The 15,520-nt window shown below is 52.5% G+C and carries 15 protein-coding genes; 12 read left to right on the top strand and 3 right to left on the bottom strand.

Translation table 11 applies throughout. The annotated features are described in order from the left end of the window. From ubiJ to tatD, 6 genes are all read left to right on the top strand, one after another. Positions 1–606 (top strand): ubiquinone biosynthesis protein UbiJ, encoded by a 606-nt coding sequence (gene ubiJ / locus OGY15_RS14025; protein WP_286539691.1) that lies wholly within the window; start codon positions 1–3, stop codon positions 604–606. Continuing rightward, positions 603–2,243 (top strand): ubiquinone biosynthesis regulatory protein kinase UbiB, encoded by a 1,641-nt coding sequence (gene ubiB / locus OGY15_RS14020; protein ID WP_151220035.1) that lies wholly within the window; start codon positions 603–605, stop codon positions 2,241–2,243. Before ubiJ ends, ubiB begins: the two co-directional genes overlap by 4 nt. Positions 2,244–2,321: 78 nt before the next feature. Further along, the gene (tatA, locus tag OGY15_RS14015; protein ID WP_003017888.1) at positions 2,322–2,576 is read left to right on the top strand and encodes a Sec-independent protein translocase subunit TatA; all 255 of its coding nucleotides are present in this window, start codon (positions 2,322–2,324) and stop codon (positions 2,574–2,576) included. 3 nt (positions 2,577–2,579) lie between these two features. After that, positions 2,580–3,128 carry a Sec-independent protein translocase protein TatB gene (gene tatB / locus OGY15_RS14010; RefSeq protein WP_151220034.1) on the top strand — a complete coding sequence of 183 codons (549 nt, stop codon included), beginning with the start codon at positions 2,580–2,582 and terminating at the stop codon, positions 3,126–3,128. A 2-nt stretch (positions 3,129–3,130) separates the two neighbouring features. Beyond that, positions 3,131–3,922 carry a Sec-independent protein translocase subunit TatC gene (gene tatC, locus OGY15_RS14005; protein ID WP_003017884.1) on the top strand — a complete coding sequence of 264 codons (792 nt, stop codon included), beginning with the start codon at positions 3,131–3,133 and terminating at the stop codon, positions 3,920–3,922. 41 nt (positions 3,923–3,963) lie between these two features. Then, positions 3,964–4,746 carry a 3'-5' ssDNA/RNA exonuclease TatD gene (tatD, locus tag OGY15_RS14000; protein WP_151220033.1) on the top strand — a complete coding sequence of 261 codons (783 nt, stop codon included), beginning with the start codon at positions 3,964–3,966 and terminating at the stop codon, positions 4,744–4,746. 4 nt (positions 4,747–4,750) lie between these two features. On the opposite strand, the gene rfaH is transcribed toward tatD, so the two are convergent. Then, the gene (gene rfaH / locus OGY15_RS13995; RefSeq protein ID WP_151220032.1) at positions 4,751–5,239 is read right to left on the bottom strand and encodes a transcription/translation regulatory transformer protein RfaH; all 489 of its coding nucleotides are present in this window, start codon (positions 5,237–5,239) and stop codon (positions 4,751–4,753) included. 204 nt (positions 5,240–5,443) lie between these two features. On the opposite strand from rfaH, the gene ubiD reads away from it, so the two are divergent. Both ubiD and fre read left to right on the top strand, forming a co-directional pair. Further along, on the top strand, positions 5,444–6,937 hold the full coding sequence (gene ubiD, locus OGY15_RS13990; RefSeq protein ID WP_187254155.1) for a 4-hydroxy-3-polyprenylbenzoate decarboxylase: 1,494 nt from the start codon (positions 5,444–5,446) through the stop codon (positions 6,935–6,937). A 40-nt stretch (positions 6,938–6,977) separates the two neighbouring features. Then, on the top strand, positions 6,978–7,679 hold the full coding sequence (gene fre / locus OGY15_RS13985; RefSeq protein ID WP_151225768.1) for an NAD(P)H-flavin reductase: 702 nt from the start codon (positions 6,978–6,980) through the stop codon (positions 7,677–7,679). 184 nt (positions 7,680–7,863) lie between these two features. On the opposite strand, the gene fadA is transcribed toward fre, so the two are convergent. Both fadA and fadB read right to left on the bottom strand, forming a co-directional pair. Then, entirely contained in the window at positions 7,864–9,027 is a 1,164-nt protein-coding gene (gene fadA / locus OGY15_RS13980; protein ID WP_151220031.1) for an acetyl-CoA C-acyltransferase FadA, read from the bottom strand. A 9-nt stretch (positions 9,028–9,036) separates the two neighbouring features. Continuing rightward, positions 9,037–11,226 (bottom strand): fatty acid oxidation complex subunit alpha FadB, encoded by a 2,190-nt coding sequence (fadB, locus tag OGY15_RS13975; RefSeq protein WP_286539680.1) that lies wholly within the window; start codon positions 11,224–11,226, stop codon positions 9,037–9,039. Between the two features lie 189 nt (positions 11,227–11,415). Between fadB and pepQ the strand changes: the two genes are divergently transcribed. Genes pepQ through hemG form a run of 4 tightly spaced genes read left to right on the top strand, consistent with a single transcriptional unit; the run spans position 11,416 to position 15,408 of the window. After that, entirely contained in the window at positions 11,416–12,747 is a 1,332-nt protein-coding gene (gene pepQ, locus OGY15_RS13970; RefSeq protein ID WP_286539678.1) for a Xaa-Pro dipeptidase, read from the top strand. Continuing rightward, positions 12,747–13,361 carry an IMPACT family protein gene (locus OGY15_RS13965; RefSeq protein ID WP_151220028.1) on the top strand — a complete coding sequence of 205 codons (615 nt, stop codon included), beginning with the start codon at positions 12,747–12,749 and terminating at the stop codon, positions 13,359–13,361. The genes pepQ and OGY15_RS13965 overlap by 1 nt, the downstream gene beginning before the upstream one ends. Positions 13,362–13,399: 38 nt before the next feature. Then, positions 13,400–14,851 carry a Trk system potassium transporter TrkH gene (gene trkH / locus OGY15_RS13960; RefSeq protein ID WP_151220027.1) on the top strand — a complete coding sequence of 484 codons (1,452 nt, stop codon included), beginning with the start codon at positions 13,400–13,402 and terminating at the stop codon, positions 14,849–14,851. 11 nt (positions 14,852–14,862) lie between these two features. Next, positions 14,863–15,408, top strand: coding sequence for a menaquinone-dependent protoporphyrinogen IX dehydrogenase (gene hemG, locus OGY15_RS13955; RefSeq protein ID WP_210905524.1), 546 nt, complete (start codon positions 14,863–14,865; stop codon positions 15,406–15,408). Positions 15,409–15,520: the final 112 nt, after the last annotated feature.

The following is a 15,520-nucleotide window of genomic DNA, read 5'->3' as shown; positions in this document are numbered from 1 at the left end:
ATGCCTTTAAAACCCTTAGTGACCGCAGGCGTTGAAAATCTGCTCAACACCTTTCTGTACCGTTCCCCTGCGCTCAAGTCAGCCAGAACGCGTTTACAGGGAAAAGTGCTACGTGTTGATCACAAAGGATTTTCAACACCATTAGTTCTGGTGTTCAGTGAGCGCCAGGTCGATGTGCTGGGGGCATGGGAAGGCGAAGCCGATTGCACCGTAATCACACATGCCAGCGTGTTACCGAAACTACGCGATCGGCAGCAACTCACCACGCTTATTCGCAGCGGTGAGCTGGAAGTCCAGGGCGATATTCAGGTCGTACAGAACTTTGTTGCGTTGGCCGATCTGGCGGAGTTTGATCCCGCTGAACTGTTAGCGCCCTATACTGGCGATATCGTCGCGGAAGGGGTTAGCAAAGTGTTGCGTGGTGGAACGAAGTTCCTGTGCCGCAACATTCAACGCCAGCAGCGCTATGTTGCTGAAGCGCTCACCGAAGAGTGGCGCATGGCTCCTGGTCCGCTTGAGGTTGCATGGTTTGCAGAAGAAACGGCAGCCGTTGAGCGCGCGGTCGAATCTCTGGCAACACGGCTGGAAAAACTGGAGGCCAAATGACGCCAGGTGAAGTACGGCGCCTTTATTTCATCATTCGCACTTTTTTAAGTTATGGCCTTGATGAACTCATCCCTAAAATGCGTATCACGCTGCCGCTCCGGCTGTGGCGTTACTCGCTGTTCTGGATGCCCAACCGACACAAAGATAAACCACTGGGAGAAAGGCTGAGACTGGCTTTACAGGAACTTGGCCCGGTGTGGATCAAGTTTGGGCAAATGCTCTCAACCCGTCGTGATCTTTTCCCTCCTCACATCGCCGATCAGCTAGCGCTACTGCAGGATCGGGTTGCGCCATTCGATGGGCAACGCGCGAAAGAACAAATCGAAGAAGCGATGGGCGGACTGCCCGTCGAAGAATGGTTTGATGATTTTGAGATCACGCCGCTGGCATCTGCATCTATTGCTCAGGTTCACACCGCACGGCTGAAATCGAATGGCAAAGAGGTGGTGATCAAAGTTATTCGCCCGGACATCCTGCCGGTAATCAAAGCGGATTTAAAACTGATCTATCGCCTTGCTCGTTGGGTTCCTCGCCTGCTGCCTGATGGTCGTCGCCTGCGGCCAACAGAAGTGGTCCGTGAATATGAAAAGACGTTGATTGATGAACTGAATTTGCTGCGCGAGTCAGCGAACGCGATTCAGCTGCGACGTAATTTTGAAGACAGCCCGATGTTGTACATCCCGGAAGTGTACTCCGACTATTGCAGTCAGAACATGATGGTGATGGAGCGCATTTACGGTATTCCCGTTTCAGATGTCGCCACGCTTGAGAAGAACGGCACCAATATGAAGTTGCTGGCTGAACGCGGTGTTCAGGTCTTCTTTACTCAGGTTTTCCGTGACAGCTTTTTCCATGCGGACATGCACCCTGGGAATATTTTCGTAAGTTATGAGCACCCTGAAAACCCGAAATACATTGGTATTGATTGTGGGATAGTGGGTTCTTTAAACAAAGAAGATAAGCGCTACCTGGCTGAAAACTTCATCGCGTTCTTTAACCGTGACTACCGCAAAGTTGCTGAACTGCACGTGGATTCTGGCTGGGTTCCGCCGGATACCAACGTTGAAGAGTTCGAATTTGCCATTCGTACCGTGTGTGAGCCGATTTTTGAAAAGCCGTTGGCGGAAATTTCCTTTGGTCATGTGCTGTTGAATCTGTTCAACACTGCGCGCCGATTCAACATGGAAGTTCAGCCTCAACTGGTATTGCTTCAGAAGACGCTGCTGTATGTTGAAGGTGTCGGACGACAGCTCTATCCGCAGCTAGATTTATGGAAAACGGCTAAGCCATTCCTCGAATCCTGGATCAAAGATCAGGTCGGTATTCCGGCACTTGTCAGGGCATTTAAAGAAAAAGCACCGTTCTGGGTCGAAAAAATGCCAGAAATACCTGAACTGGTGTATGACAGTTTGCGCCAGGGCAAATATTTACAGCACAGTGTTGATAAGATTGCCCGCGAGCTTCACGCGAATCATGTACGTCAGGGACAATCCCGTTATTTATTGGGCATTGGCGCAACATTGTTGCTAAGTGGAACATTCCTGCTGGTAAGCCGTCCTGAGTGGGGGCTTATGCCGGGCTGGTTGATGGCAGGCGGTGTCCTGGCCTGGTTAATCGGCTGGCGCAAAATGCGCTGAATTTTTCATCGCCCAAGGCAGGCCGTGTAACGTATACTACGGCCTTATTAATTCATCATCTATGACAGAGGAACATGTATGGGTGGTATCAGTATTTGGCAGTTGTTGATCATTGCCGTCATCGTTGTACTGCTATTTGGCACCAAGAAACTCGGCTCCATCGGTTCCGATCTTGGCGCATCGATTAAAGGCTTCAAAAAAGCGATGGGTGATGATGAGCCTAAGCAAGATAAAACCAGCCAGGACGCTGATTTTACAGCTAAATCCATCACCGATAAGCAGGGCGAAGTGAAAAAGGAAGACGCCAAAAGCCAAGATAAAGAGCAGGTATAATCCGTGTTTGATATCGGTTTTAGCGAACTGTTATTGGTGTTCGTGATCGGCCTCATCGTTCTGGGGCCGCAACGATTACCCGTAGCGGTAAAAACGGTTGCTGGCTGGGTGCGTGCTTTACGTTCCCTGGCAACTACTGTTCAGAATGAACTGACCCAGGAGCTTAAGCTTCAGGAGTTTCAGGACAGCCTGAAGAAAGTAGAGAAAGCGAGCCTGACAAATCTGACCCCGGAGCTGAAAGCCTCAATGGATGAGCTGCGTGAAGCGGCAGAATCGATGAAGCGTTCATACAGCGTGCACGATCCTGAGAAAGCGAGCGATGAAGCGCACACTATCCACAATCCGGTGGTGAAAGAAGGTGAAGCGCAGCGAGAAGGGGTCACCCCTGCCGCCGCTGAAAACCAGGCCAGTTCGCCGGAGCAAAAACCGGAATCCACGGGTGCTACAACGCCAGAGCCGACGGAAAACGCTTCCGCCACGTTGATGGATGCAGAAAAGAAAGCTGCCGCACCTGTTGTCGAATCCTCACCCTCGTCGAGTGATAAACCGTAAACATGTCTGTAGAAGATACCCAACCGCTCATCACGCATCTTATTGAGCTGCGTAAGCGACTCCTGAACTGCATTATTGCGGTAATCGTGATCTTTCTGGCGTTGGTTTATTTTGCCAACGACATTTACCATATGGTTGCAGCGCCGCTGATTAAACAGATGCCGCAGGGCGCAACGATGATTGCCACTGATGTGGCCTCGCCGTTCTTTACCCCGATCAAGTTGACCTTCATGGTGTCGCTGATCCTGTCAGCGCCAGTGATCCTCTACCAGGTGTGGGCATTCATTGCGCCAGCTTTGTATAAACATGAACGTCGCCTGGTGGTGCCACTGCTGGTTTCCAGTTCGTTATTGTTTTATATCGGCATGGCATTCGCCTACTTTGTCGTCTTCCCGTTGGCGTTTGGTTTTCTGGCCAACACGGCTCCGCAAGGTGTACAGGTATCGACGGACATTGCCAGCTATCTCAGCTTCGTCATGGCGCTGTTTATGGCTTTCGGTGTCTCTTTTGAGGTTCCGGTTGCCATCGTCCTGCTATGCTGGATGGGCATTACGACGCCTGACGATTTACGCAAGAAACGTCCTTACGTTGTAGTTGGGGCATTTGTCGTCGGGATGTTACTGACCCCGCCGGATGTTTTCTCGCAAACGCTGTTGGCGATACCGATGTACTGCCTGTTCGAGGTGGGTGTTTTCTTCTCCCGTTTCTATGTCGGTAAGCGACGTACGCGAGATGAGGACAACGAGGCTGAAGAAGCAAAAGAAGCCGAAGCCACTGAGAAAACTGAAGAATAAATTCAACCGCCCGTCAGGGCGGTTGTCATATGGGAGGAAGCATGTTTGATATTGGCGTTAATTTAACCAGTTCACAATTTGCGAAAGACCGGGATGAGGTCGTGGCGCGCGCCTTTGCTGCGGGCGTAAACGGTATGCTTCTGACCGGAACAAACCTGCACGAAAGTCAGCAAGCGTTAAAGCTGGCGCAACATTATCCGCATTGCTGGTCCACGGCTGGCGTGCATCCCCATAACAGCAGTCAATGGCAATCCTCAACGGAAGACGAGATTATCGCGCTGGCAAACCAGTCGAAGGTGGTTGCTATTGGTGAATGCGGCCTGGATTTCAATCGTAATTTCTCCACCCCGCAAGAGCAGGAGCGTGCGTTTGAGGCACAGCTTCGCATTGCCGCTGAACTGCAGATGCCGATTTTCATGCATTGTCGGGATGCGCATGCGCGTTTTCTGACATTACTGGAGCCGTGGCTGGATAGCCTCCCCGGCGCAGTGCTGCACTGTTTCACCGGCTCGCGTCAGGAGATGCAGGACTGCGTGGACCGAGGACTTTATATCGGTATTACCGGATGGGTCTGTGATGAGCGCCGGGGAATGGAACTACGGGAGCTGCTGCCGTTTATCCCGGTGGAAAGACTGCTGATAGAAACCGATGCGCCTTATCTACTTCCTCGCGACTTAATGCCGAAACCAGCCTCACGGCGCAATGAACCGGCGCACCTGCCACATATTCTTGAGCGTATTGCACACTGGCGCGGAGAAGATCCTCAATGGTTGTCAGCAACCATTGATGCTAACGTCAGAACGCTGTTCGAAGTGGCCTTCTAATGGCTTATATTTTTCGAAAGCCAGTATTTTTCACGCTCTGCTTAATCTCTTTATTCAGCAGGTTAAGCAGCAGCATGGAGCGCGCTTCGCCATCCGGCTCGGTGAAAATCGCCTTTAACCCCTCAAACGCCCCTTCAGTGATAATCACACTGTCCCCAGGCTGAGGGGTCTGAGGATCAACAATACCTTCAGGCTTGTAGATGGAAAGCTGGTGAATAACGGGAGAAGGGACGGTCGCTGGCGTTGCGCCGAAGCGTACGAAATGACTGACACCACGCGTGGCGTTGATGGTAGTGGTGTGGATCACTTCTGGGTCGAACTCGACAAACATGTAATTAGGGAATAGCGGTTCACTGACCGTGGCACGTTTACCGCGCACCATTTTTTCCAGGGTGATCATAGGCGTCAGGCAGTTCACCGCCTGCCTTTCCAGGTGTTCCTGGGCTCGCTGAAGTTGCCCACGTTTGCAGTACAGTAAATACCAGGCTTGCATAATAACTCTTATCCGCTTGTTCTGAGCGCCAGCATAGCAAAAGCCATGAGTTAAGTTAATTATACCTGTCTCAAAGCAGGCTGAAACCCAATGGGTATATACTCCCAGAGCTTAAATGCATCGCCAGAGTTCACGCTAATTTAACAAAAATACAGCATCACAATGATGAACGCCGTATAATGAAGCGCTTACGAAGAGGCCACAATGGACGCCATGAAATATCACGATTTACGCGACTTCCTGACGCTGCTTGAACAGCAGGGCGAGCTCAAACGCATTTCGCTTGAGGTGGATCCCCACCTGGAAATCACTGAAATTGCCGACCGCACCCTGCGTGCCGGTGGGCCTGCGTTACTGTTTGAGAATCCTAAAGGCTATTCAATGCCGGTGTTGTGTAACCTGTTTGGCACACCGAAGCGTGTTGCGATGGGTATGGGGCAAGAAGATGTCTCGGCATTACGGGAAGTCGGTAAACTGTTGGCGTTTTTGAAAGAGCCAGAGCCACCGAAAGGATTCCGCGACCTGTTTGATAAGCTGCCGCAGTTTAAGCAGGTGCTGAACATGCCGACTAAGCGGTTGCGCGGTGCGCCTTGTCAGCAAAAGGTCTTCTCCGGCGATGACGTTGATTTAAATCGTATTCCGATTATGACCTGCTGGCCGGAAGATGCGGCGCCGCTGATTACCTGGGGGCTAACCGTAACGCGCGGCCCGCATAAAGAGCGGCAGAATCTGGGTATCTATCGCCAGCAGTTGATTGGCAAAAACAAGCTCATTATGCGCTGGCTGTCCCACCGCGGCGGAGCGCTCGATTATCAGGAATGGTGCGCGGCGCATCCTGGTGAGCGCTTCCCGGTTTCAGTTGCGCTGGGTGCAGACCCTGCGACCATTCTGGGGGCCGTCACGCCCGTCCCAGATACATTATCCGAGTATGCATTTGCCGGGCTGTTACGTGGTACCAAGACCGAAGTGGTCAAATGTATTTCCAACGATTTGGAAGTACCCGCCAGCGCTGAAATTGTGCTCGAAGGGTATATCGAGCCGGGTGAGTTGGCCCCGGAAGGGCCGTATGGCGATCATACCGGGTATTACAACGAAGTAGATAGCTTCCCGGTCTTTACCGTGACGCATGTTACCCAGCGTGAAGATGCTATTTATCACTCTACCTATACCGGACGTCCGCCTGATGAGCCAGCAGTGCTCGGCGTGGCGTTGAACGAAGTATTTGTTCCTATTCTGCAAAAGCAGTTCCCGGAAATCGTCGATTTTTACCTGCCTCCGGAAGGCTGTTCATACCGTCTGGCAGTGGTGACGATGAAAAAACAGTACGCTGGCCATGCTAAACGCGTCATGATGGGTGTTTGGTCGTTTTTGCGCCAGTTTATGTACACCAAATTTGTTATTGTCTGCGATGATGACGTCAACGCACGTGACTGGAATGATGTGATTTGGGCAATTACTACCCGTATGGACCCTGCCCGGGATACGGTACTGGTAGAGAATACGCCAATTGATTACCTGGACTTTGCCTCGCCGGTTTCCGGCCTTGGTTCAAAAATGGGGCTGGATGCCACAAATAAATGGCCGGGCGAAACCCAACGTGAATGGGGACGTCCGATTAAAAAAGATCCTGAAGTGACTGCGCGTATTGACGCTATTTGGGATGAACTGGCCATCTTTAATGACGGCAAAAGCGCCTGAGGCGCGATCATTTTGCCTATTGATCCGACAGAGAGAGCGCATGACAACCTTAAGCTGTAAAGTGACCTCGGTAGAAGCTATCACTGACACCGTATATCGCGTTCGTTTAGTGCCTGACGCGGCGTTTTCCTTTCGTGCTGGCCAGTATTTAATGGTCGTGATGGACGAAAGGGATAAGCGTCCGTTCTCCATGGCATCAACGCCGGACGAGAAAGGATTCATTGAGCTGCACGTTGGCGCTTCTGAGCTAAATCTTTATGCCATGGCCGTGATGGACCGCATTCTGAAAGACCGGGAGATCAAGGTCGATATTCCGCATGGCGAAGCCTGGCTGCGTGATGAAGACGAGCGCCCGTTGATCCTGATCGCAGGCGGCACGGGGTTTTCTTACGTGCGTTCCATTCTGCTCACCGCGCTGGCGCGTAATCCCAACCGCGATATCACCATTTACTGGGGTGGGCGCGAAGAGAAACATCTCTACGATCTCTCTGAGCTGGAAGCGTTGTCAGTTAATCACCCGAACCTGCGCGTTGAGCCGGTGGTGGAACAGCCTGAAGACGGCTGGCGTGGTCGTACGGGCACCGTGTTAACGGCAGTATTGCAGGATTACGGTACTCTGGCGGAACACGATATCTACATTGCTGGTCGTTTTGAGATGGCCAAAATCGCGCGCGATCTGTTCTGCAATGAACGCAGTGCGCGTGAAGACCGTCTGTTTGGCGATGCTTTTGCATTCATTTAGTAATAAAAAACCCGCCCCTGACAGGCGGGAAGAACGGCAACTAAACCTTTCCCCGTCATAATTCACACTGCTTCTTTGTTGGCTGCCTTTTCTCACCCCGGTCACATAGTTATCTATGTTCCCGGGGATTCGCTCAGTTGCCGCCGCGATGCAGCGCGAATTATTTAGGGGAATTTATCTTTGATTAAACTCGCTCAAATACCGTTGCGATGCCCTGCCCTAACCCGATACACATCGTCGCCAGACCAAACTGCACGTCTTTGCGTTCCATCAGGTTGAGCAGGGTGGTGCTAATACGCGCACCGGAACATCCCAGTGGGTGGCCCAGGGCGATTGCGCCGCCGTTGAGGTTGATCTTCTCGTCTATCTGCTCCATCAGCCCCAGATCTTTAATACACGGCAGGATCTGGGCGGCAAAGGCTTCGTTCATTTCAAACAAGCCGATGTCGCTGGTGGAGAGTCCCGCTTTTTTCAGCGCCAGTTTTGAGGCCGGAACCGGACCGTAACCCATGATTGAGGGGTCGCAGCCGACAACAGCCATCGAACGAATACGGGCACGCGGCGTCAGACCCAGCTCACGGGCGCGGCTTTCGCTCATCACCAGCATTGCCGCTGCGCCGTCGGAGAGCGCGGAGGAGGTACCCGCAGTGACCGTTCCGCTCACCGGATCGAACGCCGGACGCAGGGTGGACAGCGCTTCAACGGTTGTCTCCGGGCGAATAACCTCATCGTAGTTAAACTGCTTCAGCACGCCGTCTGCGTCATGACCACCGGTTGGGATGATTTCATTCTTAAAGGCGCCGGACTGTGTGGCGGCCCAGGCGCGGGCGTGTGAACGTGCGGCGAAGGCGTCCTGCATTTCACGACTGATGCCGTGCATGCGCGAAAGCATTTCTGCGGTCAGGCCCATCATCCCCGCAGCTTTTGCTACGTTGCGGCTCATGCCTGGGTGAAAATCAACGCCGTGGCTCATTGGTACATGGCCCATATGCTCCACGCCACCAATCAGGCACGCCTGTGCATCGCCGGTCATGATCATACGTGCCGCGTCGTGCAGCGCCTGCATTGATGAACCGCACAGGCGGTTCACGGTGACCGCCGGAACGGAGTGCGGGATTTCCGCCAGCAGCGAGGCGTTACGGGCGATGTTGAAACCCTGCTCCAGCGTTTGCTGCACACAGCCCCAGTAAATGTCATCCAGCGCGGTTGGATCCAGTGCCGGATTACGAGCCAGCAGGCTACGCATTAAATGTGCGGAGAGATCTTCTGCCCGCACGTTACGAAACGCCCCCCCTTTTGAACGGCCCATCGGGGTACGGATCGCATCAACAATTACAACCTGTTCCATTGTGACTCCTTAAGCCGTTTTCAGGCTGCCAACCGGGCGGGCAGGCTCAACCTGGGGATAATACGGTTCGTTATGGCGCGCCTTATCACGCAGACCAGCCGGAACTTCATACAGCGCTCCGAGGTGCTGATATTGCTGGGCCATATCGAGATACTTCGCGCTGCCGAGCGTATCCAGCCAGCGGAACGCGCCGCCGTGGAACGGAGGGAAGCCCAGGCCATACACCAGTGCCATATCGGCTTCTGCCGGACTGGCGATAATGCCTTCTTCCAGACAACGCACCACTTCGTTGACCATTGGGATCATCATGCGGGCGATAATCTCTTCATCACTGAAGTCGCGTTTAGGCTGGCTGATATCTGCCAGCAAACCATCAACGGTGGCATCTTCTTCTTTCTTCGGCTTGCCTTTGTTGTCTTCTTTATAGCGCCAGAATCCAAGACCGTTTTTCTGCCCGAAACGGTTAGCATCAAACAGGGCGTCTATCGCGTCGCGATAATCTTTCTGCATCCGTTGTGGGAAACCTGCAGACATTACCGCCTGCGCGTGATGTGCAGTATCAATACCCACCACGTCCAGCAGGTAAGCCGGACCCATTGGCCAGCCAAACTGTTTTTCCATGATTTTGTCGACTTTGCGGAAATCCGCTCCGTCGCGCAGCAGCTGGCTGAAACCGGCAAAATACGGGAACAGCACGCGGTTCACGAAGAAACCGGGGCAGTCGTTGACCACAATTGGCGTTTTGCCCATCTGGCTTGCCCATGCGACAACTTTGGCGATGGTTTCATCCGAGCTTTTCTCGCCGCGAATGATCTCAACCAGTGGCATGCGGTGTACTGGGTTAAAGAAGTGCATCCCACAGAAGTTTTCCGGGCGCTTGAGCGCGCTGGCCAGTTCGTTGATTGGGATGGTGGAGGTATTCGAAGCCAGTACCGTATCCGGGCGAACTTTGTCTTCAGTCTCCGCCAGCACCGCTTTTTTCACTTTCGGATTTTCCACGACCGCTTCAACTACCACATCCACACGTTCGAAACCGCTGTAGTCGAGGGTAGGATGAATGGTGGAAATTACGCCCGCCATTTTCAGACCGTCAATTTTGCCGCGTTCAAGCTGTTTGTTCAGTAGCTTGGCTGCTTCGGTCATACCGAGCGTTAATGATTTGTCATTGATATCTTTCATCACAACCGGCACGCCTTTCCAGGCTGACTGGTACGCGATGCCGCCGCCCATAATACCTGCGCCCAGCACTGCCGCTTGCTTTGGCGCATCAATATTTTTGGTGAGTTTTTTGGCTTTGGCTTTCACGAACTGATCGTTCAGGAAGATCCCAACCAGCGCGCGAGCTTCACTGGTGTGCGCCAGTGGCACAAAGCTTTTATTTTCCAGATTCAGCGCTTCTTCACGACCAAAACGGGCCGCTGCTTCAATGGTTTTCACTGCGGTAATCGGTGCGGGATAGTGCTTACCTGCCGTCTGCGCCACCATACCTTTAGCGATGGTAAAGCTCATGGCCGCTTCAATTTTGCTGAGCTTCAACGGCTCAAGCTTCGGCTGACGTTTGGCTTTCCAGTCGAGATCGCCATTAATTGCCTGTCGTAATACCGCAATCGCGCCATCAAGCAGTTTGTCTTGCTTCACTACGCCATCGACCAGGCCGATTTTCAGCGCCTGCTCAGCGCCAACATCTTTACCCGCAGCAATAATTTCCAGAGCGCTGTCTGCGCCCAGCATACGTGGCATACGTGCGGAGCCGCCAAAGCCCGGCATGATACCCAACTTAGTTTCCGGCAGGCCGATGCGCAGGTCTGGTGTTGCCAGGCGATAATCGGTTGCCAGGACACACTCGCAACCGCCGCCCAGTGCGTAGCCGTTTACCGCTGAGAGGGTCGGAACAGGCAGATCTTCGAGGCGGTTAAAGACGCTGTTAGCAAAATGCAGCCACTGGCTCAACTGCTCTGCAGGCACGAGGAACAGTGAAAGGAATTCGGTGATATCGGCACCAACAATAAAGGCTGCTTTGTTAGAACGCAGCAGCAGCCCTTTTAAATTCGGTTGATTTTCCAGCACGTCAAGCGCATGGCCCAGGCTGGCAACGGTGGCCGTGTCGAGTTTATTGACCGAACCAGGGGCATCGAACACCAGTTCGGCGATGCCATCTTCCAGCCAGTCGAGGTACAGGGTGTCGCCTTTGTAAAGCATGTCAGTCTCCTGAATCCGCAAGGTGATCTGGTCATACCAGATGAATCGAAGTGTGTATTTTGTGTTAAAAAAATGCAAATGAATGATTAAAGAAATGACGATTTGATCACGCTCGGTAGAAATCACGCACTCACAAGGCGATGTGCTAAGATGCGGAGACTTGAGGTCAAAAAAACAGAAGGATAGAAAATGGAATCACTGGCCGCACTCTATAAAAATCATATCGTTACCCTACAAGAACGGACGCGCAACGCGCTGGAACGCTATAAGCTGGATGCGTTACTTATTCATTCAGGTGAGCTAATTAACGTCTTTCTCGACGATCATCCATATCCGTTTAAGGTCAATCCGCAGTTCAAAGCCTGGGTGCCTGTAACGCAGGTTCCTAACTGCTGGTTGTTGGTGGATGGTGTGAATAAGCCAAAGCTGTGGTTCTACCTGCCGGTTGATTACTGGCACAACGTTGAGCCGCTGCCGACCTCCTTCTGGACGGAAGAGATCGAGATCATCGCGCTGCCAAAAGCGGATGGTATTGGTAGCCAACTGCCTGCTGCTCGCGGCAATATCGGTTACATCGGTCCCGTTCCGGAACGCGCGCTGCAACTGGACATCGCGGCCAGTAACATCAACCCGAAAGGGGTGATCGACTACCTGCATTATTACCGTGCTTATAAAACGGATTACGAACTGGCCTGTATGCGCGAAGCGCAGAAAATGGCGGTGAATGGACACCGTGCCGCGGAAGAAGCGTTCCGTTCCGGAATGAGCGAGTTTGACATTAACCTCGCTTACCTGACGGCTACCGGTCATCGCGACACCGACGTGCCGTACAGCAATATCGTGGCGCTTAACGAGCATGCTTCGGTTTTACACTATACCAAGCTGGATCATCAGGCTCCGTCTGAAATCCGTAGCTTCCTGCTGGACGCAGGTGCGGAATATAACGGCTATGCGGCAGACCTGACGCGCACCTGGTCGGCGAAAAGCGACAACGACTATGCGCATCTGGTGAAGGATGTGAATGACGAGCAACTGGCGTTGATTGCCACGATGAAAGCGGGCGCCAGCTATGTGGACTACCACATTCAGTTCCATCAGCGCATCGCGAAACTGCTACGTAAGCATCAAATTATCACCGATATGAGTGAAGAAGCGATGGTTGAAAACGATCTTACCGGGCCGTTTATGCCGCACGGTATTGGTCACCCGCTGGGCCTGCAGGTACATGATGTTGCTGGCTTTATGCAGGATGACAGCGGTACCCACCTGGCTGCGCCGTCGAAGTATCCTTATCTGCGTTGCACCCGCGTTTTGCAACCGGGCATGGTTTTGACGATCGAACCGGGCATCTATTTTATTGAATCGCTGCTGGCACCGTGGCGTGAAGGGCAGTTCAGCAAACACTTCAATTGGCAGAAAATCGAAGCCCTGAAACCGTTCGGCGGTATTCGTATTGAGGACAACGTGGTGGTCCACGAAAACAATATCGAAAACATGACCCGGGATTTAAAACTGGCGTAATGGACAGTTGGTTAATCCCTGCGGCGCCGGTAAGCGTCGTTGAAGAGATCAAAAAAAGCCGCTTCATTACGCTGATCGCCCATACGGACGGTGTAGAAGCGGCAAAAGCGTTTGTTGAGTCAGTTAAAGCGGAACACCCGGATGCCCGTCATCATTGTATGGCGTGGGTGGCGGGTGCGCCCAATGACTCGCAACAGCTGGGATTTTCCGATGATGGCGAACCGGCGGGTACGGCAGGCAAACCGATGCTCGCACAGCTGATGGGGAGCGGCGTCGGTGAGATTACCGCGGTGGTGGTGCGCTACTACGGCGGTATCCTTCTGGGTACGGGGGGACTGGTAAAAGCCTATGGTGGTGGTGTGAATCAGGCGCTGCGGCAGTTAACGACACAGCGCAAGACGCCATTAACCGAATATACTTTGCAGTGTGAGTACGGTCAGTTGGCAGGTATTGAAGCTTTGTTGGGGCAGTTTGACGGTAAAGTCATTGCCAGTGATTACCAGGCTTTTGTTCGGCTCAGGGTGGCGCTTCCTTATGCCAAAGTGGATGGATTTTCGGCAAAACTGGCGGATTTTAGTCGTGGTTCATTGCAATTGTTAGCGATTGAAGAATAATCCCCACCTCATTTTAAAGAACTAAGGAAGCGGCAGAGATGCATTTTCGCGCCATCACCCGAATCGTTGGACTACTGGTCATCTTATTCTCGGGGACAATGATTATCCCCGGACTGGTAGCGCTCATTTATCGCGATGGGGCTGGGCGTGCATTTACCCAAACTTTCTTCGTTGCTCTGGCTATTGGCTCTATGCTGTGGTGGCCAAACCGTAAAGAGAAGGGCGAGCTGAAATCGCGCGAAGGATTTCTGATTGTTGTTTTATTTTGGACCGTGCTGGGGAGCGTGGGTGCGTTGCCATTCATTTTTTCGGAAAGTCCTAACCTCACGATAACCGACGCTTTTTTTGAATCCTTTTCCGGATTAACTACCACAGGTGCGACGACGCTGGTGGGGCTTGATTCATTGCCACACGCGATTCTCTTTTATCGCCAGATGCTGCAATGGTTCGGCGGGATGGGGATCATCGTGCTGGCAGTGGCTATCCTGCCTATTCTTGGCGTGGGTGGCATGCAGCTCTATAGGGCAGAAATGCCCGGACCGCTGAAAGATAATAAAATGCGCCCGCGTATTGCCGAAACAGCAAAAACGCTGTGGCTTATCTATGTATTACTGACGGTGGCCTGCGCGCTGGCGCTATGGTTTGCCGGGATGCCCGCGTTTGATGCCATTGGGCACAGCTTTGCCACAATTGCTATCGGCGGCTTTTCCACACACGATGCCAGCGTGGGATATTTCGACAGTCCCACGATTAATACGATTATTGCTATCTTCTTGCTGATCTCCGGCTGTAACTATGGTCTGCACTTCTCTTTATTAAGCGGGCGTAGTCTGAAGGTCTACTGGCGCGATCCGGAATTCCGTATGTTCATCGGCGTACAGTTGACGCTGGTGGTTGTCTGTACGCTGGTGTTGTGGATACATAATACCTATGGGTCGGCGCTCACGACCATCAACCAGGCTTTTTTCCAGGTAGTGTCGATGGCGACGACTGCCGGATTTACTACAGATAGTATTGCCCGCTGGCCGCTGTTCCTACCGGTGCTGTTGCTGTGTTCTGCGTTTATCGGCGGGTGTGCCGGGTCGACGGGCGGTGGCTTGAAGGTGATTCGTATCCTGCTGCTGTTTAAACAGGGTAACCGTGAATTGAAACGACTGGTACACCCGAATGCGGTTTACAGTATCAAGCTGGGGAATCGTGCGTTGCCGGAGCGAATTCTTGAAGCCGTATGGGGATTCTTCTCTGCTTATGCGCTGGTCTTTATTATCAGTATGCTGGCGATTATTGCGACCGGCGTAGATGACTTCTCTGCGTTTGCCTCTGTGGTCGCGACGCTGAATAACCTGGGGCCCGGGCTGGGGGTTGTTGCCGACAACTTTGCCAGTATGAACCCCGTAGCGAAGTGGATCCTGATTGCCAATATGCTGTTTGGTCGTCTGGAGGTCTTTACTCTGCTGGTACTTTTTACACCTACCTTCTGGCGTGAATAATGGAGTAACACGTGAAAACACTGATTCTTTTTTCTTCCCGGGACGGACAAACGCGCGAAATCGCCGAGTATCTGGCTTCTGAGCTCAAAGAGCTGGGTGTTTGGGCGGATGTGCTTAATTTGCATCGTACCGCGGAGCCCGACTGGCAAAATTATGACAGCGTGGTGATTGGCGCCTCGATTCGCTATGGTCATTACCATGCTGCTTTCCAGGAATTTGTGAAAAAGCATGCCACGCGATTGAATGCGATGCCGAGTGCGTTCTACTCCGTTAACCTGGTTGCCCGTAAACCGGAAAAACGTACGCCTCAAACTAACAGCTATGCGCGCAAGTTCCTGATGAGTTCGCCGTGGCGGCCAGATCGTAGCGCAGTTATTGCCGGTGCTTTGCGGTATCCCCGTTATCGCTGGTATGACCGCGTTATGATCCAACTGATAATGAAGATGTCAGGCGGTGAAACGGATGCGAATAAAGAAGTGGTGTATACCGATTGGGAACAGGTTGCGGGTTTCGCGCGGGAAATCGCTCAGTTAACCCACAAAACGGTGTCAAAATAAACGTAAAGTATAAAAAATAATCACTCGGAAAATTATTTTAAATTTCCCCTTGTCAGCCTGAAATAACTCCCTATAATGCGCCTCCACTGACACGGAACAACGGATTACAAGC

The organism is Citrobacter sp. Cu231, from assembly GCF_030332265.1.
Lineage (GTDB): Bacteria > Pseudomonadota > Gammaproteobacteria > Enterobacterales > Enterobacteriaceae > Citrobacter > Citrobacter meridianamericanus.
The sequence above is the reverse complement of the archived record's forward strand: the minus strand, read 5'-3'. Positions and strand labels throughout refer to the sequence as shown.

Coding starts and splice junctions, on each gene's coding strand:
- fre (WP_151225768.1), top strand. CDS start 6,978: ATGACAACCTTAAGCTGTAAAGTGACCTCGGTAGAAGCTATCACTGAC.
- tatA (WP_003017888.1), top strand. CDS start 2,322: ATGGGTGGTATCAGTATTTGGCAGTTGTTGATCATTGCCGTCATCGTT.
- ubiD (WP_187254155.1), top strand. CDS start 5,444: ATGGACGCCATGAAATATCACGATTTACGCGACTTCCTGACGCTGCTT.
- rfaH (WP_151220032.1), bottom strand. CDS start 5,239: ATGCAAGCCTGGTATTTACTGTACTGCAAACGTGGGCAACTTCAGCGA.
- tatC (WP_003017884.1), top strand. CDS start 3,131: ATGTCTGTAGAAGATACCCAACCGCTCATCACGCATCTTATTGAGCTG.
- ubiB (WP_151220035.1), top strand. CDS start 603: ATGACGCCAGGTGAAGTACGGCGCCTTTATTTCATCATTCGCACTTTT.
- ubiJ (WP_286539691.1), top strand. CDS start 1: ATGCCTTTAAAACCCTTAGTGACCGCAGGCGTTGAAAATCTGCTCAAC.
- trkH (WP_151220027.1), top strand. CDS start 13,400: ATGCATTTTCGCGCCATCACCCGAATCGTTGGACTACTGGTCATCTTA.
- tatD (WP_151220033.1), top strand. CDS start 3,964: ATGTTTGATATTGGCGTTAATTTAACCAGTTCACAATTTGCGAAAGAC.
- pepQ (WP_286539678.1), top strand. CDS start 11,416: ATGGAATCACTGGCCGCACTCTATAAAAATCATATCGTTACCCTACAA.
- fadB (WP_286539680.1), bottom strand. CDS start 11,226: ATGCTTTACAAAGGCGACACCCTGTACCTCGACTGGCTGGAAGATGGC.
- fadA (WP_151220031.1), bottom strand. CDS start 9,027: ATGGAACAGGTTGTAATTGTTGATGCGATCCGTACCCCGATGGGCCGT.
- OGY15_RS13965 (WP_151220028.1), top strand. CDS start 12,747: ATGGACAGTTGGTTAATCCCTGCGGCGCCGGTAAGCGTCGTTGAAGAG.